This window comes from Microvirga sp. BF8, from assembly GCF_059888585.1.
The window spans coordinates 2,143,605-2,166,131 of record NZ_CM187619.1; the positions used below are offsets into that span (position 1 = coordinate 2,143,605).

A 22,527-nucleotide genomic window follows, 5' to 3' on the forward strand; every position below is an offset into this window, starting at 1 on the left:
CTTCAGGTTGAGGAAGACGAACCGTCGTTGGTGGCGGAATCGCCGGAATCGGTTTTGGATGCAAGCTTTTTCAGGGCCGTGATCTCGCGGAACCATTCCCGGATCGGGCGGGCTGGAACCCCGCCCCAGCGGGCGCCTGCCGGGACATCGCCGTTGACGGCACTGGTCGCCGCGATCTGGGCGCCCATCCCGATCCGGAGGTGTCCTTTCACGGCAACCTGGCCGCCGAGGGCCACATAGTCCTCGATGGTGGTCGAGCCAGCGATACCGACCTGGGCGACGATCACGCAATGCCGGCCGATCACCACGTTGTGGGCGATCTGGACCAGATTGTCGATCTTGGTCCCCTCCCCGATCACCGTATCGCGGCTTGCGCCGCGATCGACAGTCGTGTTGGCCCCGATCTCCACATCGTCCTGGATGATCACCCGACCGACCTGCGGCACCTTGAGATGCCCCTGGGGACCCATGGCGAAGCCGAACCCGTCCTGCCCGATCCGGACCCCTGGATGGAGGATGACCCGGTTACCGAGGTAGGCATGCGAGACCGTCACATGGGCGCCGATGGCGCAGTCCCGCCCGACCTTGACGTGGGCACCGATGACCGCGTGCGCGCCGACGAGCGTCCCCGCCCCCACCTCTGCGTAAGGCCCGATCACCGCGCCCGGATCGACCGTGACGCCATATTCCAACCGGGCGGTCGGGTGGACGAAGGATCCCGGCGAGGTGCCGGTCGCGGCAAAGGAGGATTCCGGCCGCATCGCCGAGGGGAACAGAAGCGCCAGGACCTGCGCGAACACCCGGTAGGCCTGGGGCGTCACGAGGGCCACGGTATGGGCCGGGACCTTGGCGGCGAAACGGGGCGTCACGAGGCAAACACCGGCCTTGGTCCGGCTGAGCGCCTCGCCATAGGCGGCATTGTCCATATACGCGACGTCCAGCGGTCCGGCGGTTTCAAGCGGTGCTGCGCCACGAAGCAAAAGCTCCCCGTCGACACCGTCGGGGAGCGTGGCATGGGCCATCTCCGCCACCTGACGCAAACGAAGCGTCTGGCCCTGCGGGAAGAAACTCGAATCTGTCATGCAAAAGAAGCGAGGGCGCCTCGCGGGCGCCCTCTCCAATTAGAAGCGTGTACCACCCGAGAAGCGGAAGGCCTGGGTCCGGTCGCCACCGATCTTGCCATTGGCAGTCGGGAGGCCCTCGTCCTTCGTCAGGGCAATCGCGTAGTCGAAGCGGATCGGGCCGAGCGGCGAGGTCCACAGGAGCGAAGCACCCACCGAGGAGCGAATCTTGTGGCTGTCGCGAACCACGATGCACTCCTGCGAGACCGTGGCGCTCTGGGCGCAGCCGAGGGTCGGGCTGAAGCCGTCGATGATGCTGTTGCCGTTGGTGTCGAAGGTCGTCGGACCCTTGTAGCCGAACAGCGTACCGGCATCGGCGAACACCGCGCCCTTGAGCCCGAGTTCGCGCGGGAGCCCGAAGATCGGGAACTGCACTTCGAGCGAACCGCCGAAATAGGTCGTGCCGCCGATGGCATTGGCATTCGTGTCGTAGCTCGAGACGTCCCGCGGGCCGATGCCGTTGCTGGCGAAGCCGCGCACGAGTGTCGGGCCGAGGAAGAACTGGTCGACGATGCGCAGATCGCCACCGCCGCCGCCCAGGCCCTTGTTCTCGTTGCCGAAGCCCTGGATGTGGCCGCCCTGGACGCGGGCGATTCCCACGATGTCTTCCCAGATCTCCTTGTAGTAACGGACGTCGCCGGTGGCGCGGAAATACCGTGAATCGCCGCCGAGACCCGCGAAATCGGTCTTCACCTCGCCATAGAATCCGTTGCGCGGATCCTTGTTGTTGTCGAGGGTGTTGTAGTTGAACGTCAGGCCCGCGAGGGAGGTCAGCGTCTTGCCCTGCGATTCCTTGATCGCCAGCGACGCCTCGCCATTGCCTTCGCAGAAGAAGCGGTTCGGCAGGCCGGCGCCGGGAGAACCAGCCGGGTTGAGCTGAGTGTAGCCCGGCAGTGGCACAGAGCAGTCATTATAGGGCTGCTTGTAGTCGTTCGGGATCTTCAGATCCTGCTGATAGAGCGAGTAACGCAGCGTCAGCGTGAACTCTTCCGTAAACGGAAGACCCAGGCGCAGCTGGCCGCCGGTCATGCGGTTCTCGTAGCGCGAATACCTGGTCTGGTCGCTGAACTTCGAGAACAGATCGATACCTGCCGCCATGCGGTAGCCGAGGAAGTACGGCTCCGTGAAGGAAAAGTCGACGCCATTCGTGCGCTGGCCGAGCTGACCCGCCACGCGGACATACTGGCCACGGCCCAGGAAGTTCGATTCCGTGACTGCCACTTCACCGATGAAGCCGTCCTGGGTCGAGTAACCGCCGGAAACCGAGAACGCGCCGGTCGACTGATCCTCGACGTCCACGTTGACCACGACGCGATCCGGCGCAGAACCGGGCTCGTTGGAGATACGGACCTGCTTGAAGTAACCGAGATTGTTGAGGCGGCGCTCCGCACGGTCGATCAGGACGCGGTTGTAGGGGTCGCCTTCACCGAGGTCAAACTCGCGACGGATCACGTAATCCCGGGTGCGGGAGTTGCCCCGCACATTGATCCGCTCGATGTAGACCCGCGGACCCTCTTCGACCACGTAGGACAGGTTGATCGTCTGGGTCGCAGGATCGCGGGTCGCCACGGGGCGGACCTGCACGAAGGGATGACCGCGACGGGCGATGTCCGTGGTCACATCCTGCAGGGAGCGCTGGACCTGATCGGCATTGTAGGTCGAGCCGGCCGAGGTCGACAGGTCACGCTGGACGGATTCGGCCGTCACTTCCGGAAGGCGGGAATCGACGTTGACGCTGCCCAGGCGATATTGCGGGCCTTCCTCGACCGCGATGGTGACGATGTAGCCGCCGGCATTGGGATCGAACTGCACGTCGCTGGAGACGACCCGGAAATCCGCATAACCGTTCTTGAGATAATAACGGCGGATCAGCTCGAGGTCGTTCGCGATGCGCGCCGGGTCGTAGACATCGGTGCTCTTGAGGAAGCTGAGGATGTTCGTCTCAGTGGTCGCCATGACGCCGCGCAGGCGGCTGGACGAGACCTGGTTGTTCCCGACGAACCGGATCTCCTTGACGCCCGTCTTGTCGCCTTCGTTGATGGTATAGACGATGTCGACGGTGCCGTTGGGAAGGTCGACGATGCGCGGGGTCACCTGCGCAAGGCCACGACCCTGGCGGCGATAGACCTCGAGGATACGCTGGACGTCGGCGTCAACGGTCCGCTGATCATAGGGAGAACGGGCGCGAGCCTGAAGCTCACCCTCGATCATGCCCTTCTCGACACGCTTGTTGCCCTCGAGAGCCACCCGGTTGACGATCGGGCCCTGGGCGGTCGCCGCCCGGCGGCTGGCCTGCTGCGCGAACGCGGTGTCGGCTGCAGTGATTCCGGCGATCATCGCACTGACGGCGATCATGGCGGTAGCGGCCGGTTTCTTCCGGCGTGGCGTGGTCGTCGACATCATCAACTGGCCCGTCTCTTTATCTTTGTTCCTACAGCGGATCACTCCGCCGGGGCTGGGAACGTGGTTGCCCAACCTTATCGGTGTGATCCGCTTGTACAAACTTTCGCCGCTATTGCAAACGGCGCTTTCCCCAACACAGTAGCATTTTTGCTCTGCGTGGCGTCCTTGTCACGTTCCACGAGCCAGAAAACTTGTGCCAAGGTGAACAATATCATTCCAGGTTGCGAACAGCATCAGCATCGCAACGATGGCAAAACCGATCCGGAAGCCGATTTCCTGGGCTTTTTCGCTCAATGGACGGCCTCGAATGGCCTCGATGGCGTAAAAAAGGAGGTGGCCGCCATCGAGCAACGGAATCGGAAAAAGGTTAATGAGACCGATCGAAACCGACATGAACCCGATGAGGCTGACGAGGCTATAGACCCCCCCGACATCGAATGCGGTGCCCGAGGCCCGGGCGATTCCGATCGGCCCGGAGAGCTGGTCGGCGGATTCCCAACCGAGAACCAGGCGCCGCATGAAGTTCAGGGTCCGCTCCACCAGGTTCCAGGTCTCGACCGCTCCCGCCTTCAGGGCCCCGAGCGGCGAATAGGAGATGCGCTTGATGGCGTTCGGGTCCCGGGAGGCCTCGACACCGAGAAGGCCGATGCGCTGCTTGCCAAAGGGAGTCGACTTCTCGACGAAGTTCGGCGTCGCGCTCAGGGACACGTTTTGACCGCCCCGGTCCACGACGAAGGTCAGGGCCTCTCCGGCGCTCGAGCTGACCAGGAGCTGCATGTCGGCAAAGGTTTCGATCTGCCTGCCGTCGATGGAGAGGATGAGGTCGTTGGGCTGGAAACCTGCCTTTTCCGCCGCGCTGCCAGCCTGAACCGCCTCGATCCGCGGCTCCAGCACCTGCCGGCCGCTGAAATAGTTGAAGCTGGCGAAGATCGCGATGGCGAGGATGAAATTGGCGATCGGCCCCGCAGCGACGATAGCCGAGCGCTTGAGCACATTTTGGTGGGGAAAACTCACCGCCCGCTCGGCCGCGCTCATATGGGCGAGCTGATCCTGATTGGGGACGCTGGCCGCATTCAGATCGCCCACGAACTTTACGTAACCCCCCAGGGGAATCGCGGAGATCTTCCAGCGGGTCCCGTAGCGGTCGGTCCGGCCGAAGAGCTCCCGGCCGAAACCGACGGAGAAAGCCGTCACCCCGACCCCGCATCGACGCCCCACCCAGAAGTGGCCGAACTCGTGGACGAAAACGACCACGGTGAGGACGACGAGGAAGGAGATGATCGTCAGAAGGAAGGAGCCCGTCGCTCCCGTTATCGTCGCAAGCCAATCCATCGTGATCCCTTTCTCATCGGCCGCGCTGCGGTCGTTCAGGCCTCAAGCGGGCATGAACTGTCGCGCAGCCTCCCGAGCCTCCTCGTCGATTGCCAGTGCTTCCGAAATCGTCGCCGGCGCCGCCAGGCGTCTTCCCGAAAAAGTCGAACAAACCAGCTCAACCTTCTCAGATATGGCATAAAAATCGATCTGCCCAGCCAGGAACGCCGCAACGGCGATCTCATTGGCCGCATTGAGGATCGTCGGCATCGCACCTCCGGCCCGAAGCGCAGCCCTGGCCAAGGCAAGGCACGGAAACCGGGCCTCGTCGGCCATCTCGAAGCTTAAACGGCCAATAGCGGCAAGATCGAGACGGGGCAGCGCCGTCGCAAGACGCTCATGGTGCCGCAGGGCGTTCGCGATGGGAATTCGCATGTCCGGAAGCGCCAATCCCGCGGTGACTGCGCCGTCGGCCCATTGCACCAGTCCGTGGACAATGGCCTCGGGATGGACGAGGACATCGAGGCGCTCCGGCTCGAGGCCGAAGAGATGGTGGGCCTCGATGAGCTCAAGGCCCTTGTTCATCAGCGTGGCGGAATCGATATTGATCTTCGACCCCATCGACCAGACCGGATGGGCCGAGGCCTCGGCAGCACTCGCCTTAGCGATGCGCTCGCGGCTCCAGGTCCGGAAAGGTCCTCCGGACGCGGTGAGGATGGCCTTGTCCACGTCGCCGGTGCGCCCGGCCGCGAGAGCCTGGTCGAGAGCGTTGTGCTCCGAATCGACCGGCAACACCTCGACGCCAAGACGGCGGGTCTCGGCCATGAAGGCCGCACCAGCGCAAACCAGGCTCTCCTTGTTGGCAAGGGCGATGCGGCGACCGGGCTTCAGCGCTGCCTGGGTCGGGCGCAGTCCAGCCGTTCCGCTGATGGCAGCCAGAACCACGTCCGCATCCCGCTCCGCCGCCTCGGATACGGCGGAAGCGCCGGCGCCGCTGCCGATTCCCGATCCGGACAGGGCTTCCTTCAGGGCCGGGCCGCCCTTTTCGTCTGCCAGCGCGGCGAACCTCGCACCAAGGGTCCGGGCGACCTGGGCCAGGGCTCCGGCATTGCTGCCGCCGACCACGGCTTCGACGCGGATCTCGTCCCGATGGGCAAGCGCCACATCGACCGTCGAGCGACCAATGGAGCCGGTTGCCCCCAGAATCGTAAGAGTGCGTGTCTGAGGGCTCATTCCGCCAGCCGGACGATCAGGAGAACGGCTCCGAGGATGAGAGAGACGGCCCAGAACCCATCGAGGCGGTCCATCACGCCGCCATGGCCGGGGATCAGGTGGCTGGAATCCTTGACGTCGCAATGGCGCTTGAGTGCCGATTCCCCGAGATCGCCGAGCTGGCTCGCCACGGAGGCAATGGCGGAAAGGATGGCAGTATTGCGGAGGCTGAAGGGCTGGATCCAACCGAGCCGCTGCGCCCCCCAGGCCACGAGGACGCCGCATACGGTCGCGGCGAAGAGCCCTCCGGCAAAGCCCGACCAGGTCTTCTTCGGGCTGACGCTCGGCCAGAGCTTCGGTCCGCCGAACTTCCGCCCGGTGAAATAGGCCGCGATGTCGGTGGCCCAGACGACGGCGAACATCCACAGGAGCCCGACAAGGCCGAGATAGGGATGGGCGCGCACGATCGGGGGGACGAGAACGATGACCGCCCCATACGCGAACCCGCTGGCGGCCCACAGTCGCGCCTGGGTTCCCCGCGCGACCAGCACCCCAACCAGCGACGTCACGAGGAGGACTGCGATGCCGGCCACGAGCGGCATGTCCCGAAGGAAGACAAAGGTCAGCGCAGCAAGGCCGAGGCCCTGCACCACCTGCACAGGTCTGCGAGGCTCGACCCGGGTCATGTTGGTCCATTCGACCATCATGGCGATCCCGGCACCGAGCCAGAACAGCGCGAAGGCCCAGCCACCTTCGTAGGCCGTGAACAGCGCCACGGCGACCAGAACGATTGCCGAGACGACCCGGGTCGCGAGTTCACTGGGAGGCTTCTTGACCGCGTCGGGAGGAAGAGAGGTACCCTCGTCCGCCGCCATCGTCACACCGCCCTGGCGCTGAGGCCGCCAAAACGGCGCTCGCGCTTGAAATATGCGTCGATGGCGGAGCGGAAGGTGGTTTCGTCGAAATCGGGCCAGAAATCCGGGATGAACACGAACTCCGAATAGGCCGTCTGCCAAGTGAGAAAATTCGAGACGCGCTGCTCGCCGGAGGTCCGGATCACGAGATCAGGATCGGGGATGCCCGCTGTGTCGAGATTGGCCTCCACCGCCCCCACATCGATGGCGTCGGGGTCGAGCCGCCCCTCCTTGACCTTGCGCGCCAGTGCCTGCATGGCCCGGACGATTTCCTGGCGGCCGCCGTAGTTGAAGGCGATGACCAGGGTCAGGCCGGTATTGTTCCGGGTCAGTTGCTCGGCCTCGTCGAGCAGGGGGCGGATGTCGGACGACAGCCCCTCGCGCTCGCCGATGATCCGGACGCGGATATTGCTGGCGTGCAGGTCGGCGAGATCATGTCTGACGAAGCGCTTGAGGAGCCCCATGAGGTCGGAGACCTCCTGGGCGGGTCGGCGCCAGTTCTCCGCCGAGAAGCTGTAGACCGTGAGATAGCGGATGCCGAGGTCCGTTGCCGTGCGCACGGCACGCCGGATCGCCTCGACCCCTCTGCGGTGCCCCTCGAATCGGGGCAGACCGCGCTTCGCCGCCCATCGGCCATTGCCGTCCATGATGATTGCGACATGCGCAGGCATTCCCTCCCCGGCATCGCCGCCGGGGAGAGCTGCAACCGAGCGCTTCGCTTCTCCATTCATGGGCATGTCCACATGCAGGCCTCAGACCTGCATGATTTCCTTTTCCTTGGAGGTCAGGAGAGTCTCGACCTCGGCCACGAAATGGTCGGTCGCCTTCTGGACCTGATCGCCCTGACGCTTGGCATCGTCCTCGCTGATGGCGCTGTCCTTCTCGAGCTTCTTGAGAAGGTCCAGGCCGTCGCGGCGGACATGGCGGACAGCCACGCGGGCCTCCTCGGCGTATTTGTGCGCGACCTTCACCATTTCCTTGCGCCGCTGCTCGTTCATCTCGGGAATGCGCAGACGGATGACCTGGCCCTCGGTCTGCGGATTCAGGCCGAGATCGGACTCGCGGATCGCCTTCTCGACCGCCGCCACCATGCCTCGGTCCCAGACCTGGACGCTGAGGAGGCGCGGCTCGGGAACGCTCACGGTCGCAACCTGGGTGATCGGCATCAGCGAGCCGTATGCGTCGACCTGGATCGGGTCGAGGAGGCTCGGCGCGGCGCGGCCGGTCCGAAGGCTGCCGAGGTCGTGCTTGAATGCATTGATAGCGCCCTGCATGCGGCGCTTCACGTCTTCGAGGTCAAAGGTCGTTGCCATCGTTATTGATCCCAACTCAAACTCATTGAACGGGCTTACGCTTCCCTGAAGGTTGCATCAAGGGGCGACGATGGTCGAGCGGACGTCGCCCTTGAGGATGGCCGTAACCGAACTTGGAGCATGGACCGACCCGACGATGATCGGCAGGCGGCTCTCGCGAGCCAGCGCGAAGGCGGCCGTATCCATGACCTTCAGGTCCTTGGCGATCGCCTCGTCATGGGTCAGGCGGTCGAAGCGTATGGCATCGGGATGCTTCTTCGGATCGGCCGAATAGACGCCATCGACCTGGGTCGCCTTCAGGACGGCATCGCAGCGAAGTTCCGCCGCCCTCAGCACCGCGGCCGTATCGGTGGTGAAGAATGGGTTTCCCGTCCCGCCGGCAAGAACCACCACCTGGCCCTTCTGGAGATGGTGCAGGGCGGGCTGGCGGGCATAGGTCTCGCAGATGGTCGGCATCGAGACCGCGGCCATGGTGCGGGCCGAGACGCCGGCGGCATTCAGCGCCGTCTCGATGGCGAGCGAGTTCATGACCGTGCCGAGCATGCCCATGGAATCGGCGGTGGGGCGGTCGATCCATCCAGCGGCGCTCATGCGGGCGCCCCGGATAATGTTGCCGCCGCCGATGACGACTGCAATTTCAAATCCGGCGCGGGTCGCGTTGCCCAGGTCTTCTGCCAACCCCGAGAGGGTCTGAGGATCGAGCCAGTAACCGTCCGGGGCCATCAGGGCCTCTCCGGAAAGCTTCACCAGGATGCGCCGGAATGTCGTCACTGCCAGACCTCTCTTTCTTGTGGATGAGAATGCCCCGGGATGGGTTGCCCCTTCCGTTGAGTGAAGCATTCTCGGGCTCTCATGAAAACGGCGGCTGAAGAGCCGCCGTTTGAGAAGAGTTCGAGGCCTTAGGATTTGCCCCCTGCCGCCGCGGCCACCTCAGCCGCGAAGTCGGGGGCCTCCTCCTTCTCGATACCCTCGCCGAGGGCATATCGAACGAAGGCCGTCAGGGTCACCGGCTTGCCGGCCTTGGACTCGGCTTCCTTGAGGACCTGGGTCACGGTCTTGGACGGATCGTGCACGAAGGGCTGCTCAAGAAGGGTCACTTCCTTGTAATAGCTCTTCAGGCCACTTTCGACGATCTTCTGGAGAACGTTGTCGGGCTTTCCGGCATTCTTCTCGCGGAGAATGGCGCTCTCGCGCTCCACTGTCGCGGCATCGATGCCCGAGGCGTCCACGGCAACAGGGCTCGTCGCAGCGACATGCATCGCGATCTGCCGTCCGAGCGCGCTCAGCGCCTCGACATCGCCTTCCGATTCGAGCGCAACGAGCACGCCGATCTTGCCGAGGCCTTCGCTGACGGCGTTATGGACATAGGACGCGATAACGCCCTTGGAGACCGACAGCTTCGCCACGCGGCGGAGAGTCATGTTCTCGCCGATCGTGGCGATGAGCTCCTGGAGGCGGTCCTTCACCGTGGTCTGTGAACCCGGGAAGTGGGCCGCTTCGAGGGACTCGACCGTACCGTCGCCCATCAGAGCGATCTTGGCGGCTTCACGGGCGAAAGCCTGGAAGCTGTCGTTGCGGGCGACGAAGTCGGTCTCGGAATTGACCTCGAGAATGGCGGCGGTATGCCCCGAGGACTCGACGGCGACAAGGCCCTCGGCCGCCACGCGGCCCGCCTTCTTGGCGGCCTTCGAAAGGCCCTTCTTGCGCAGCCAGTCGACGGCCGCCTCGATGTCGCCATTGGTCTCGTTGAGGGCGGTCTTACAATCCATCATGCCGGCGCTGGTCTTGTCGCGCAGCTCCTTCACCATCGCAGCGGTAATGTTCGCCATGGCTCGTCCTTTCGCAGGTTCGTACATAGAGGGAGCCCGGCGTTCAGGGAACGCCGGGCTGATCAATTCCGGTCAGGAGGCGCCACAGCCATGGCGCCGGGTCGGCCTCAGGCCGCCTCGATCAGTGCACGGGCCTGATTGATCCAGCCGTCGCGGTCGATACGACCGTTGAGCTTCAGATCCTTGTCGAGCTGCTCCACGTCGGCAGGCTTCGAGGCAGCGAGCTGCCAATAGTGGAAGATGCCGGCCTCGTTGAGCTTCTTCTCGAGCTGGGGACCCACGCCCGTCAGCTTGGTCAGGTCGTCCGGAGCACCGCGCGGGGCCGCCAGGCGTTCGAACTGCTCGTCCTGCTCGGGAGCAACCGCGTCGCTCGCCGGGAGTTCCTCGACCATCGGATTCTCGGACTCGCCGACATCGATGCCCATGGCGCCGGCGCTGCGGGAGATGCCGTCGAGAGCGGCGCGGGAAATCAGGTCGCAGTAGAGAGCGATGGCACGGCCCGCATCGTCATTGGCCGGGACCGGGAAGGTGATGCCGTCCGGATCGCAGTTCGTGTCGACGATGGCGGCCACCGGGATGCCGAGGCGCTTGGCCTCCTGGATCGCCAGCTGCTCCTTATTGGTGTCGATCACGAAGATCAGGTCGGGCGTCCCACCCATGTCCTTGATCCCGCCGAGAGCGCGCTCGAGCTTTTCCTTCTCGCGGGCGAGCATCAGGCGCTCTTTCTTGGTCAGGCCCTGGCCGCCGCCGGCGAGGATCTCGTCGACCTTGCGAAGACGGGCGATCGAGCCCGAGATCGTCTTCCAGTTGGTCAGCATGCCGCCGAGCCAGCGGGAGTTCACATAATACTGGGCCGAACGCTTGGCGGCGTCCGCGACAGCGTCGGAGGCCTGGCGCTTGGTGCCGACGAAGAGCACGCGGCCGCCCTTGGCCACCGTGTCGCTGACGGCCTGGAGGGCGCGGTGCAGCATCGGGACCGTCTGGGCCAGATCGATGATGTGGATGTTATTGCGGGTTCCGAAGATGTATTGACCCATCTTCGGGTTCCAGCGGTGGGCCTGGTGGCCAAAGTGAGCGCCAGCCTCGAGAAGGCCGCGCATCGAAAATTCAGGAAGCGCCATAGTCTTTTCTCCGGTTAAGCCTCCGCGGAGCAGTGGACCGGCCCTGCCGGCCACCGGGACGCTTCATGGCGTCATGAAGCAGGCTCCGCGTGTGGAATAGGCGCGCATATAGGCGAGGAACGACGGAAATGCAAGCTGGGAGAGGAGGTTCAGACCCTCACGCTGTCATTCGGGGACAGCGCGGAGCGCTGGGCCCGGAACCCATAGCCGCTGTCGGTTCAGGTGGAGAGCGCGGGATAGCAGCTGCGCACTTCACGCAAGGCTCGGCGGCATCCGGCGTGCCCTGGGCGAGACCGACCGGAAAGCGGGAATCCTAGTGACGGCGAGGTACGTGCCTAATTGATATGCACGTCGACCACGCCTGGCACGGCGCGCAGCGCTCCGGCCACCTGGGGCGTCGCCATGTATTTGCCGGGAAGCTTGACCTCCACCTCCCGGTCGCCATCGTCGAGAATCAGGACGAGGGACACTTCGCCCTCCCCCCTCGCCTTCAGCCGCTCGAAAACGCTGCCGATGGGACGCTCGTCGCGCAGGAAGATGCGCATGCCCTTCTGGTGCTTCGAGACGGCCTCCTCCAGAAGCTCGGCCATACCGATCCGCGCCCTCACCTCCTCGCCCTCGACCCCGGCCTGAAGCATGAGGACGACAGCATTGCCGGGCTCCAAAACGTCGCGCAGGCGCTGCAGCCCCTCAGAGAAGATGATCGCCTCGAAGTGGCCGGTCTGATCCGACAGGTTGATGATGCCCATCTTGTTGCCTGTCTTGGTACGACGCTCCTGCCGGTCGAGCACCGTGGCGGCGACCCGGCCGACCGAGTTTCCGGCCTTCACGGAGCGGCTGAACTCCGTCCAGGTCTGGACCCGCAGCTTCTTCAGGAGATCACCGTATTCATCCAGCGGGTGTCCGGACAGAAAGAAGCCGACGGCGTCATACTCCTTCTGAAGCTTCTCCGAGGCAGGCCATGGCTCGTAGGATGGGATGCGCAGCTGTACGTCTGCAGAGGCGACACCGCCGAACATGTCGGCCATGCCCCCATTGGCCGCCTCGTGGCATTGCTGGGCGAGGCTCATCATGGCATCGACGGCGGCGCAGGCCCTGGCTCGGTCCGGCTCGATCTCGTCGAAGGCACCGGCGGCGATCAGGTTCTCGAGCGTGCGCTTGTTGAGCATGCGCGGATTGATGCGCCGAGCGAAATCGGCAAGGCTTTCGAAAGGCTTGCCACCCCGGGCCTCGATCACGGCTTCGATCGCCTGGCGGCCTACCCCCTTGACCGCGGCAAGCGCGTAGAGAATCGCACCGGTCCCGTCCGAATCGTATTTCACGTCGAATACGACACCGGACCGGTTGATCGACGGCGGCTCCACCCGGATGCCGAGGCGCTGCGCCTCGCGCCGGAATTCCGACAGCTTGTCGGTGTTGTCGAGGTCGAGCGTCATCGACGCGGCCAGAAACTCGACCGGATGATTGGCCTTGAGATAGGCAGTCTGGAACGCCACAAGCGCATAGGCTGCCGCATGGCTCTTGTTGAAGCCGTAATCGGCGAATTTCGCGAGCAGATCGAAGATCTCGTTGGCCTTCGCCTTATCGAGGCCGTCCTTCGCCGCGCCGGACAGGAACCGCTCGCGCTGGGCGTCCATCTCGGACTTGATCTTTTTGCCCATGGCGCGACGGAGGAGATCGGCGTCACCGAGCGAATAGCCGGCGAGCACCTTGGCGACCTCCATCACCTGCTCCTGATAGACGATGATGCCGAAGGTCTCGCGCAGGATCGGCTCAAGCTTGTCGTGGGGATACCAATCGCGCTTGTTGTGTTCGTCCTTACCGAGCTTGCGGGCGCAATAGACCGGGATGTTCGCCATCGGGCCCGGCCGATAGAGGGCCACGAGGGCGATGATGTCCTCGAAGCGGTCCGCCTCCATCTCGACGAGGGCCTTCCGCATACCCGCGGATTCCACCTGGAACACGCCAACCGTCTCGCCCCGGCACAGCATCTCGTAGGTCTTGCGGTCGTCGAGGGGCAGCGCCGACAGATCGATTTCGATCCCTTTTCGTCGGATCAGATCGACCGCCGTGCGCAGGACTGTCAACGTCTTGAGGCCGAGGAAGTCGAACTTTACCAGGCCGGCCTGCTCGACCCATTTCATGTTGAACTGGGTCACGCGCATGCCGGTCTTCGGATCGCGGTAGAGCGGTACCAGTTCCTGGAGAGGGCGGTCACCGATGACCACGCCGGCGGCATGGGTGGATGCGTGGCGATGCAGGCCTTCGAGCTTCTGCGCGATGTCGAGCATACGCTTCACGACCGGCTCTTCCTCGATGGCGGCCTGGAGCTTCGGCTCGCCCTCGATGGCCTGGGCCAGGGTTACCGGGTTGGCCGGGTTCTGAGGCACCAGCTTCGTCAGCTTGTCGACCTGCCCGTAAGGCATCTCCAACACGCGGCCGACGTCGCGCATCACGCCGCGGGCGAGGAGGGTTCCGAACGTAATGATCTGCGCGACCTGCTCCTCGCCATAGCGCTGCTGCACGTATTCGATGACGCGCTCGCGGCCTTCGACGCAGAAGTCGATGTCGAAGTCGGGCATCGAGACACGTTCCGGATTGAGGAAACGCTCGAAAAGAAGGCTGAAACGCAGCGGATCGAGATCCGTGATGGTGAGCGCATAGGCGACGAGCGAACCCGCACCGGAGCCACGGCCCGGACCCACTGGAATGTTGTGGTCCTTGGCCCACTTGATGAAGTCGGACACGATCAGGAAGTAGCCCGGGAACTTCATGTTCCGGATGATGTCGATCTCGTAGGCAAGGCGGTCGCGGTAGGTCTGTTCGGTCAGCCCCGGTGCCGGACCATGTGCGGCGAGACGCTTCACGAGACCTTCCTCGGCCTGACGCTGAAGCTCCTCGCCTTCATCGAGCGTTACGGCATCCGAGCCGACCCCGAAATTCGGAAGGATGGGCTTGCGCGTCCTGACACGGGTCGAACAGCGCATGGCGATCTCGACGCTGGCCTGGAGCGCGTCCGGCAGATCCGCGAAGAGCTCCATCATCTGCTTGCGGGTCTTGAAATCATGCCGCGGCGAAAGCCGGCGCCGGTTGTCGTCGGAGACAATTCTGCCCTCGGCGATGGCGAGCAACGCGTCATGCGCCTCGTAATCGGCCGGAGCAGGAAAGAAGGGTTCATTGGCGGCAACGATGGGCAGTCCGTTGCGGTCGGCAAGACCGATCAGCGCGTTCTCGACAGCCCTCTCCTCATCGAGCCCATGGCGCTGGATTTCCACATAGAGTTGATGGCCGAAGGCATGTTTGAGAGTGTCGAGCCGCGCCTGCGCCAGCTCGTGCCGGCCGATGCGCAGCGCCGAATCGAGAGGGCCCGTATAGCCGCCCGTCAGAGCGATCAGGCCCTCGCAATGCGCGGCCAGCGAAGGAGCGGCAACGCGAGGATTTTCTCCGAGCGGCACGCCGAAATAGGCGTGGCTCACCAGCCTCATGAGGTTGCGATATCCCTCGTCCGTCTGAGCCAGAAGCACGACATTGGCCGGCTGCGGCATCACCCGTGCCACCGGATCCGGCTCCTCGAAGCAGACGGAGAGCTGGACACCTGCGATGGGTTGGATGCCGGAGCCGGCGAGTTTCTCCGAGAATTCGAGGGCACCGAAGAGATTGTTGGTGTCGGTGAGGGCCAGCGCCGGCTGTTTGTCCGCTGCAGCCAACTTCGCCAGCTGTGCGATCTTCAGTGCTCCCTCGAGCAGCGAGTACGAGGAATGCACATGCAGATGAACGAAGCCAATGTCGTGAAGTACGCGCGCCATGAGACCCAAACTCGATACGGCGCGTATTGTGGCACGATTCTCCTCACCCGAACCTTGCCACGGAACTCGTTCCTGTGAATCGCGGCCTATGCCATGGGAGACAGGGCCAGCGCCCAGATCGCTATGGCAGAACCAAACACTGCGAGGGAAGCGATTTCAGCTGTTGTCTCGAGAATGATGCGAAGCATGATGACCTCCGTGTTCCTGATAAGTTCATCATTGTTCGTTGTATGTTCTGTGTAAAGCGGTGGATATTGCTGCTTTGGCGGATGAGTCAACGGAGTCTTAAAATGGGCAGAGGACCGGTACGGAGGTTGGGACTGGTCGGAACTTCCCTGACTCCATTCCCGAATAGCCGGAGCGCCGGGTTGGGTCCGGAGGGCCACGCGAAGCGGGGGAATTCCTAATCATCGCTGGCGCAGGACTGAAAGCTGCGGGCGCCGTTGCGCTTCGCCGTTTTATCAGTGCCTCGGGGTTCCAGACCGGCCCAACGGCAACCCGGACTGCCAGTATGCTCTTACGGCAGTTGTACGATCGCCCCGTCGCGGATCGTGACGCGCCGGTCCATGCGCGCAGCGAGGTCGAGATTGTGTGTTGCGATGAGAGCCGCAAGCTTGGAGGCGCGAACGATCGATACGAGAGTCTGAAAGACCCGGTCGGCGGTGTGCGGGTCAAGATTGCCGGTCGGTTCGTCCGCCAGCAGCAGGCGCGGCGCATTGGCGACGGCGCGGGCGATGGCGACCCGCTGCTGCTCGCCGCCGGAGAGTTCGCCGGGCCGGTTGTCGAGACGTTTACCGAGCCCGAGAAAGCTGAGGATCTGTCTCCCTCGCTCCTCGGCATCCGATTTCTTCAAGCCCCGGATGAGCTGAGGCAGCACGACATTTTCGAGTGCGGAGAATTCCGGCAGGAGGTGATGGAACTGGTAGACGAAGCCGAGTTCCTCACGGCGCAGGCGGGTACGCTCCTGATCGCCCATGGAGGCTGTCGGCCGCCCGCTGACGAAGACCTCGCCCCCATCCGGCTTCTCGAGCAGGCCGGCCAGATGGAGCAGCGTCGACTTGCCGGTGCCCGATGGGGCGATGAGTGCCACGATCTCACCCGGATAGATCGCCAGGTCTGCCCCGCGCAGCACCTCGAGGTGCCCCTCTCCTTGCGGATAGCGGCGCACGACTTGCGACAGGTAGAGGGCGGGCTTCGACTGACCGGATGACATGCTTTACCCGTAGCGCAACGCCTCGACCGGATCGAGCTTCGCGGCACGCCAGGAGGGATAGAGGGTCGCGAGCAGGGACAGCACCATCGCCATGACCAGTATGGTGATGACCTCCGTCGGGTTCACATCGGCCGGAAGGCGGCTGAGAAAGTACAGCTCCGCAGGGAAGAGATTCGTGTTGGTCAGGTAGGAGATGGCGTTGCGGATGCTCTCGACATTGAGGGCGAGCAGCAGGCCCAGGCCGAAACCTGCAATCGTCCCGACAATGCCGATGGAGGCGCCCGTGATGAGGAACACCCGCATGACGGCGCCTCGAGTCGCACCCATCGTTCGAAGGATGGCAATGTCGCTCGACTTGTCTTTCACGAGCATGATGAGCCCGGAAATGATGTTGAGCGCAGCCACCAGCACGATGAGGGTGAGAATGAGGAACATCACGTTTCGCTCCACCTCCAGCGCGCCGAAGAAGGTGCGGTTGCGCTGCCGCCAGTCGGTCATCAGGATCGGCCGGGCGGCAGCCTCCTCGATGGCGGCGCGAGCTTCATCGACCTTGTCGGCATTGTCGAGATAGACCTCGATGAGTTGTACGTCGTTGGGCCTGTTGAAATAGCTCTGCGCCTCGGTCAGGGGCATGTAGACGAAGCTCGAGTCGAATTCCGACATCCCGATCTCGAACACCGCCTTGACCGGGTAACCCTTGATGCGAGGCGCCGTGCCGAAGGGTGTAGAGGCCCCGCGCGGCGTGATCAGGGTGAGCGTGTCGCCGGCCTGGATCGAAAGCGCCTCCGCAAGGCGCCGTCCGATGGCGACGCCGCCGTCCTGGTCGAAATTCTCCAGCGTGCCCTGACGGACATTGTCGGCGATATGCGAGATCTTGCTCAAATCGTCGCCGCGAATGCCGCGCACGAGGACGCCGCTGCCGCCATATTGCGACGAACCGAACGCCTGCCCTTCGATGATCGGCAGCGCCCGCGTCACCCCGGGCACGGCGGCGATGCGCCGGGTGACCTCATCGTAATCGGTCAGAGGCGTCTCGATGGGAGCGACGAAGATGTGACCGTTGATGCCGACGATCTTGTCGAGAAGCTCCTTGCGAAAGCCGTTCATGACCGAAAGCACGACGATGAGCGTCGCGACCCCGAGCATGATGCCGAGGAAGGAGAACCCGGCTATAACCGAGACGAACCCTTCCCGCCGGCGTGTACGCAGGTAGCGCCCTGCGAGCATCCACTCGAAGAGCGAGAATGGCTTCGTCCCGGTTTGCGCTACCTTGGCCATCGCGTCCTTACGAACGACCGCCCAGGCGGGCGATCACGCTGTCGAGCGGCAGCAATTCGCGCTCGCCGGAAGCCCGGCGCTTGAGTTCCACCTTGCCGTCGGCAAGTCCCTTCGGCCCGATCACGACCTGCCATGGAATACCAATCAGGTCCGCAGTGGCGAATTTTCCGCCTGGACGTTCGTCGCGGTCGTCGTAGAGGACGTCGTAGCCGCTGGCGGTGAGTTCGCGATAAAGCCTGTTGCAGGCTTCGTCCGTCGCGGCGTCACCCGTCTTCAGGTTGAGGAGAGCCACATCGAAAGGCGCCACCGAGTCCGGCCAGATGATGCCGCTCTCGTCATGGCTTGCCTCGATGATCGCGGCAATCAACCGGCTGGGACCGATGCCGTAGGAGCCCCCGTGAACTTCGTGCTCCTGCCCGTCGGGACCCATTACCTTGGCGCCCATCGGCGCGGAGTACTTGGTGCCGAAATAGAAGATGTGGCCGACCTCGATACCGCGGGCCGACATCTTCTTGTCCGCAGGAACCGCCTCGAAACCGGCCGCGTCGTGCATTTCCGACGTAGCGGCATAGAGGGAGGTCCACTTGTCGACGAGGCCCTGGAGGCCCGAGACGCTGTCGAAATCCGTGTCCTCGGGCGGAATGGCGAAGTCGAGATAATCCGCGTGGCAGAAGACCTCGCTCTCACCCGTCGAGGCGAGGATGATGAATTCATGGCTCAGGTCGCCACCGATCGGCCCCGTATCGGCCCGCATCGGGATGGCCTTCAGCCCCATCCGCGCGAAGGTCCGGAGATAGGCCACGAACATCTTGTTGTACGAATGCCGCGCCCCGGCCTGGTCGAGGTCGAAGGAATAGGCGTCCTTCATCAGGAACTCGCGCGAGCGCATGACGCCGAACCGGGGGCGCACCTCGTCGCGGAACTTCCACTGGATGTGATAGAGATTGAGCGGCAGATCCTTGTACGACCGGACATAGGACCGGAAGATCTCCGTGACCATTTCCTCATTGGTCGGGCCGTAAAGCATTTCGCGCTCGTGCCGGTCCTGGATGCGCAGCATCTCCTTGCCATAGGCCTCATAGCGGCCAGATTCGCGCCAGAGATCGGCCGACTGGATCGTCGGCATGAGGAGCTCGATGGCGCCCGACCGGTTCTGCTCTTCCCGGATGATCGTATTGACCTTGTTGAGGACCTTGAGGCCCAGCGGCAGCCATGCGTAGATTCCGGCGGCCTCCTGACGGATCAGCCCCGCCCGCAGCATCAGACGGTGGGATACGATTTCCGCCTCTTTCGGCGTCTCGCGGAGAATGGGCAGGAAGTAACGGCTCAAACGCATGGAACGCCTTCAGGATCAATCGGACGGAATGGACGAATTGCGACTCGTTTCCAGCACACAACACAGCCCCCCGGCAAAAGACAAGCTGTGATCGCGGCCAGTGGGCAGGCGCGCTGCATCTCCCTTATACGAAAGAGTAAGGGAAATTGTGCCAAAAAATACGCCATTTCGTGCCAAAAAAGATGACATGTGGAATTCGCCAGACTATAAAACGAAGGCTTAAATCTTCGACTCTCAGAAGTCAGAGGTTGCGGTCCGAGTTTCGGGAGGAACAAGATCCTCGTGCGCCACGACAGGCGACGGCGACAGAAAGCCAAGGATTAAAAATTGCCAAAAGGCAGTTAAGCAAGGCAATAGCCTTGCTTTTTCTTTTTTGGGCCGCACTTTTCTCGAAAACTACAGGCCCGAGAGCGGCATTACTGCCGCAACGATCACGAGGACCACGGCTGCAACAAACGTCGTCCACAATGCCTTTTCCCGCAGGGCCGGAGCCACCGGGGCTCCCGGTTCACTGCCGGTCACGACCTCTCCGGCCTCCACCTGACTGCGAATGCCGAAGGGCAGAACGGCGAAGAGCAGCGTCCACCAGATGATGAAAAACAGGGCAGTACCGCCACTGACCCGGAGTTCGAAGGCCATCACCACGATGGAGATGGCAAGGACCGAGACTGCCACGACAGCCGCAGCGGTGGTCCAGAGTGAGGCAGCAAGAAACTTTACCATTGAACCGATACCTTGACCTTATGCCTGCTCCAGCTCAACGAGCGTTCCGAGGAAATCCTTAGGGTGCAGGAAGAGGACGGGCTTTCCATGCGCCCCGATCTTGGGCTCTCCCGAACCTAGGACCCGTGCCCCACTCTCGACCAGACGGTCCCGTGCCGCACCGATATCGTCGACCTCGTAACAGACGTGGTGGATACCTCCGTCCGGGTTCTTCTCCAGGAATTTGGCGATGGGAGATTCCAGACCGAGGGGTTCGAGAAGCTCGACCTTGGTGTTTGGAAGATTGATGAAGACGACCGTAACCCCGTGCTCGGGGAGCGACTCCGGGTCGGTGACATCGGCGCCGAGAACCGTCCGGTAGACCTCGGAGGCCGCGCGAATGTCACGGACGGCGATGGCGACGTGATTGAGCCGACCAATCATCTTGGATCCTTCCTTCCAGCCCGTACCCTCATACCTCGACGACGAGGACATGGCATGCGGGCTTCTTGCCCCAAGCTTCATTGACCGCGGAGCGCACGCCGCGATGCACCGCCGTCTCCACTGCCTCGGGATCCCGTCGCCGCCCTTTCGGGAGGCCGTCGAGGATATCGCCGACGCGGTCGGCGATGAGATCCAGCATGTTCTCGCCCTGGCGGTTCTTCTCCGGCAGACCCATCGCGTCCACGATCGGGTCGCCCGCAAGATCGCCCTTGTCGTCGATGGCGATGGCGACGGTGACGATTCCTGCAAAGGCCAGCTTGCGCCGCTCCGGCAGAGCCCGCTCCCCGGCCTCAATCACGATATTGCCGTCCTTGTAGAGACGCCCGGCGGGAATCCTGTCGATGATTTCCGCCGCCCCCGGGGCCAGACGCACGAGGGTGCCGTTGCGCGCCTGCACGACCTCGCCGACGCCCTGTGCGCGGGCGAATCTCGCGTGCTCCGCGAGATGCAATGCTTCGCCATGGGCAGGAATCGCAATCCTCGGCCGCGTCCAGCGATACATCTGGGCAAGTTCGCCGCGCCGCGGATGGCCGGAGACGTGTACCAGCTCGCTGCGGTCGGTGATGATCTCAATTCCCTGCTCGACAAGGCTGTTGACGATGGTGCCGATCGCCTTCTCATTGCCGGGAATGGCGCGGGACGAGAAAATGACCCGGTCGCCCTTCGACAGCGCTATGTCCGGATGCTCGTCCAGTGCGATCCGGGCAAGCGCCGCCCGTGCCTCGCCCTGCGAGCCGGTGAGGACCGCCACCACCTTGTCGCGCGGCAGGTATCCGAAGGTTTCCGGCTTGCGGAACTCGGGCAGGCCGTCGAGATAGCCGCATTCGGTCGCCACATCGACCACGCGCTCCATCGCGCGCCCGATCACGACCACTTCGCGACCGCATTCCCGCGCCGCCTCGGCAACAGACCGAATACGCGCCACATTCGAGGCGAAGGTGGTGATGGCGACCCGATACGGCGCATCCTTGATGAGACTGCCGAGATTCCGCGCTACGTCGGCCTCGCTCGGGCTCTCGCCCTCGCGCACGACATTTGTGGAATCGCAGATGAGTGCGAGAACGCCCTCGTCGCCCAATGCGCGAAATGCGTCCTCCGAGGTCAGGCTGCCGAGATACGGAGTCTGGTCGAGCTTCCAGTCGCCCGTGTGAACCACAAGGCCGAGAGGCGTCCGGATGGCAAGCGCGTTCGACTCCGGAATGGAGTGAGCAACAGGAACGTATTCGATCTCGAACGGACCTGCCTTCAGGCGCTGCCCCGGCACGATTTCCTTAAGGTCAACCTTTGGTGCGCCGGACTCAGACAGGCGGCGGGTTTCAAGTAGTCCTGCCGCGAACCGCGTGACATAAACGGGCGCGCGCAGGCGCGGCCACATTTCGACGAGCGCACCGATGTGATCCTCGTGCGCGTGGGTAATGAAAATCCCGAGGAGATTGTGGCGCTCCTCCTCGATGAAACGGAGATCCGGATAGACGAGATCGATCCCCGGCAGATGTTCCTCGCCACCAAATCCCATGCCACAATCCACAAGGATCCACTGCCGGTTCGTCTCAGGCCCGAATCCATACAGGGCGGCATTCATCCCAATCTCGCCCAAACCTCCGAGCGGAAGGAAAACAAGTTCGTCGCGAGCAGATGCCATCTCTCAAAACCTTGTCGTGCCTGGGATGCACGGATCCATATTGTGTTGCAAATGAGGAAAATAAAGATCGCCGGCGTCGATCAGTTCCATGCCGGCGGCACTCTGCAGTTGCAGGCGCCCAAAGCGGTCGAGTCCTTCGAAGCGACCTTCCTTGATGCCGGTTGGGAGGCGCACGCTCACCGCCTGTCCGATTCCCGCGGCCCGCTCGAGCCAGAGACGACGGACCGTACCGAAAGGATCCGAAGGACTGAGGTGCGCGGCGGACTGCCAGGCCGACAGCGTGCGGGCGAATGCCGTGGAAAGTGCGACAAACAGGTCATGACTCGTCAGATCCGCCTTCAGTGTCCGCAGCGACGCAGTGGGATAGGGCGTACCACTCGGAGCAAAGGCGACGTTGACGCCGAACCCGATCACGATGGCCAGCCTGCCGCCGATGCGATGCCCTTCGAGCAGGAGACCCGAAACTTTTGCCCCATCGAGTAGGACATCGTTGGGCCATTTCAGGGACAGGCGCGGAACGCCGACACCGGTCAGCGCCTCGATGGCCTCGTGGAGAGCCAGCCCGGCCACGAAGCCGAGTTGCGGCGCCAGTGCTGTCTCGCAGGGATCGATCAAAAGAAGGCTGGCGTAGAGATTCCCGACCGGTGATGTCCATTGACGGCCATGCCGTCCCCTCCCCGCGCGTTGCTCGGCGGCAACGATCCAGAGCTTTCCCGGATCACCGCCGCGCGCTGCCTGCAGGGCATCGTCGTTCGTCGAGCCTGTCGCATCGAGCGAGAGAAGCCTGTAGCCGGCGGTCTCGATCTCGCGCGCAAGCCGCAC

18 protein-coding genes are annotated in these 22,527 nt (G+C 63.6%); all 18 read right to left on the reverse strand.

All coding sequences use genetic code 11. From position 1 onward, the window contains the following. Positions 1-2: 2 nt before the first annotated feature. The gene (gene lpxD, locus AC522E_RS10285) at positions 3-1,082 is read right to left on the reverse strand and encodes a UDP-3-O-(3-hydroxymyristoyl)glucosamine N-acyltransferase (RefSeq protein WP_500750341.1); all 1,080 of its coding nucleotides are present in this window, start codon (positions 1,080-1,082) and stop codon (positions 3-5) included. A gap of 39 nt (positions 1,083-1,121) precedes the next feature. Then, positions 1,122-3,524: an outer membrane protein assembly factor BamA gene (bamA, locus tag AC522E_RS10290; RefSeq protein ID WP_500750342.1), complete on the reverse strand. Its 2,403-nt coding sequence runs from the start codon at positions 3,522-3,524 to the stop codon at positions 1,122-1,124. 168 nt (positions 3,525-3,692) lie between these two features. Further along, positions 3,693-4,856 carry an RIP metalloprotease RseP gene (gene rseP / locus AC522E_RS10295; RefSeq protein WP_500750343.1) on the reverse strand — a complete coding sequence of 388 codons (1,164 nt, stop codon included), beginning with the start codon at positions 4,854-4,856 and terminating at the stop codon, positions 3,693-3,695. 42 nt (positions 4,857-4,898) lie between these two features. Beyond that, entirely contained in the window at positions 4,899-6,068 is a 1,170-nt protein-coding gene (gene dxr, locus AC522E_RS10300; RefSeq protein WP_500750344.1) for a 1-deoxy-D-xylulose-5-phosphate reductoisomerase, read from the reverse strand. Then, positions 6,065-6,922 (reverse strand): phosphatidate cytidylyltransferase, encoded by an 858-nt coding sequence (locus AC522E_RS10305; RefSeq protein ID WP_500750346.1) that lies wholly within the window; start codon positions 6,920-6,922, stop codon positions 6,065-6,067. The genes dxr and AC522E_RS10305 overlap by 4 nt, the downstream gene beginning before the upstream one ends. 2 nt (positions 6,923-6,924) lie before the next feature. After that, complete coding sequence (locus AC522E_RS10310; protein WP_500750347.1) at positions 6,925-7,692, reverse strand: isoprenyl transferase; 768 nt, start codon at positions 7,690-7,692, stop codon at positions 6,925-6,927. A gap of 21 nt (positions 7,693-7,713) precedes the next feature. Continuing rightward, on the reverse strand, positions 7,714-8,274 hold the full coding sequence (gene frr, locus AC522E_RS10315) for a ribosome recycling factor (protein WP_500750348.1): 561 nt from the start codon (positions 8,272-8,274) through the stop codon (positions 7,714-7,716). A 57-nt stretch (positions 8,275-8,331) separates the two neighbouring features. Then, on the reverse strand, positions 8,332-9,045 hold the full coding sequence (gene pyrH, locus AC522E_RS10320) for a UMP kinase (protein ID WP_500750349.1): 714 nt from the start codon (positions 9,043-9,045) through the stop codon (positions 8,332-8,334). Between the two features lie 128 nt (positions 9,046-9,173). Next, positions 9,174-10,103, reverse strand: coding sequence for a translation elongation factor Ts (tsf, locus tag AC522E_RS10325; protein WP_500750350.1), 930 nt, complete (start codon positions 10,101-10,103; stop codon positions 9,174-9,176). 107 nt (positions 10,104-10,210) lie between these two features. After that, positions 10,211-11,224 carry a 30S ribosomal protein S2 gene (locus tag AC522E_RS10330; RefSeq protein ID WP_500750351.1) on the reverse strand — a complete coding sequence of 338 codons (1,014 nt, stop codon included), beginning with the start codon at positions 11,222-11,224 and terminating at the stop codon, positions 10,211-10,213. Between the two features lie 335 nt (positions 11,225-11,559). Then, entirely contained in the window at positions 11,560-15,030 is a 3,471-nt protein-coding gene (gene dnaE, locus AC522E_RS10335) for a DNA polymerase III subunit alpha (protein ID WP_500750352.1), read from the reverse strand. A gap of 517 nt (positions 15,031-15,547) precedes the next feature. Continuing rightward, a complete protein-coding gene (locus AC522E_RS10340) occupies positions 15,548-16,243 on the reverse strand; it encodes an ABC transporter ATP-binding protein (RefSeq protein WP_500750353.1) in 696 nt (231 codons plus the stop codon). A gap of 3 nt (positions 16,244-16,246) precedes the next feature. Further along, positions 16,247-17,521 carry a lipoprotein-releasing ABC transporter permease subunit gene (locus AC522E_RS10345; protein WP_500750354.1) on the reverse strand — a complete coding sequence of 425 codons (1,275 nt, stop codon included), beginning with the start codon at positions 17,519-17,521 and terminating at the stop codon, positions 16,247-16,249. A 7-nt stretch (positions 17,522-17,528) separates the two neighbouring features. Then, on the reverse strand, positions 17,529-18,857 hold the full coding sequence (gene proS / locus AC522E_RS10350) for a proline--tRNA ligase (protein WP_500750355.1): 1,329 nt from the start codon (positions 18,855-18,857) through the stop codon (positions 17,529-17,531). A gap of 396 nt (positions 18,858-19,253) precedes the next feature. Continuing rightward, positions 19,254-19,580 carry a DUF1467 family protein gene (locus AC522E_RS10355; RefSeq protein WP_500750356.1) on the reverse strand — a complete coding sequence of 109 codons (327 nt, stop codon included), beginning with the start codon at positions 19,578-19,580 and terminating at the stop codon, positions 19,254-19,256. A gap of 18 nt (positions 19,581-19,598) precedes the next feature. Continuing rightward, positions 19,599-20,003: a methylmalonyl-CoA epimerase gene (gene mce, locus AC522E_RS10360; protein WP_500750357.1), complete on the reverse strand. Its 405-nt coding sequence runs from the start codon at positions 20,001-20,003 to the stop codon at positions 19,599-19,601. Positions 20,004-20,031: 28 nt separating this feature from the next. Beyond that, a complete protein-coding gene (locus AC522E_RS10365; protein WP_500750359.1) occupies positions 20,032-21,705 on the reverse strand; it encodes a ribonuclease J in 1,674 nt (557 codons plus the stop codon). Between the two features lie 3 nt (positions 21,706-21,708). Further along, entirely contained in the window at positions 21,709-22,527 is an 819-nt protein-coding gene (locus tag AC522E_RS10370) for a biotin--[acetyl-CoA-carboxylase] ligase (protein ID WP_500750360.1), read from the reverse strand.

Coding starts and splice junctions, on each gene's coding strand:
- AC522E_RS10345 (WP_500750354.1), bottom strand. CDS start 17,521: ATGGCCAAGGTAGCGCAAACCGGGACGAAGCCATTCTCGCTCTTCGAG.
- rseP (WP_500750343.1), bottom strand. CDS start 4,856: ATGGATTGGCTTGCGACGATAACGGGAGCGACGGGCTCCTTCCTTCTG.
- frr (WP_500750348.1), bottom strand. CDS start 8,274: ATGGCAACGACCTTTGACCTCGAAGACGTGAAGCGCCGCATGCAGGGC.
- AC522E_RS10305 (WP_500750346.1), bottom strand. CDS start 6,922: ATGGCGGCGGACGAGGGTACCTCTCTTCCTCCCGACGCGGTCAAGAAG.
- AC522E_RS10340 (WP_500750353.1), bottom strand. CDS start 16,243: ATGTCATCCGGTCAGTCGAAGCCCGCCCTCTACCTGTCGCAAGTCGTG.
- AC522E_RS10355 (WP_500750356.1), bottom strand. CDS start 19,580: ATGGTAAAGTTTCTTGCTGCCTCACTCTGGACCACCGCTGCGGCTGTC.
- tsf (WP_500750350.1), bottom strand. CDS start 10,103: ATGGCGAACATTACCGCTGCGATGGTGAAGGAGCTGCGCGACAAGACC.
- AC522E_RS10365 (WP_500750359.1), bottom strand. CDS start 21,705: ATGGCATCTGCTCGCGACGAACTTGTTTTCCTTCCGCTCGGAGGTTTG.
- mce (WP_500750357.1), bottom strand. CDS start 20,003: ATGATTGGTCGGCTCAATCACGTCGCCATCGCCGTCCGTGACATTCGC.
- proS (WP_500750355.1), bottom strand. CDS start 18,857: ATGCGTTTGAGCCGTTACTTCCTGCCCATTCTCCGCGAGACGCCGAAA.
- AC522E_RS10310 (WP_500750347.1), bottom strand. CDS start 7,692: ATGAATGGAGAAGCGAAGCGCTCGGTTGCAGCTCTCCCCGGCGGCGAT.
- bamA (WP_500750342.1), bottom strand. CDS start 3,524: ATGATGTCGACGACCACGCCACGCCGGAAGAAACCGGCCGCTACCGCC.
- AC522E_RS10330 (WP_500750351.1), bottom strand. CDS start 11,224: ATGGCGCTTCCTGAATTTTCGATGCGCGGCCTTCTCGAGGCTGGCGCT.
- dxr (WP_500750344.1), bottom strand. CDS start 6,068: ATGAGCCCTCAGACACGCACTCTTACGATTCTGGGGGCAACCGGCTCC.
- dnaE (WP_500750352.1), bottom strand. CDS start 15,030: ATGGCGCGCGTACTTCACGACATTGGCTTCGTTCATCTGCATGTGCAT.
- lpxD (WP_500750341.1), bottom strand. CDS start 1,082: ATGACAGATTCGAGTTTCTTCCCGCAGGGCCAGACGCTTCGTTTGCGT.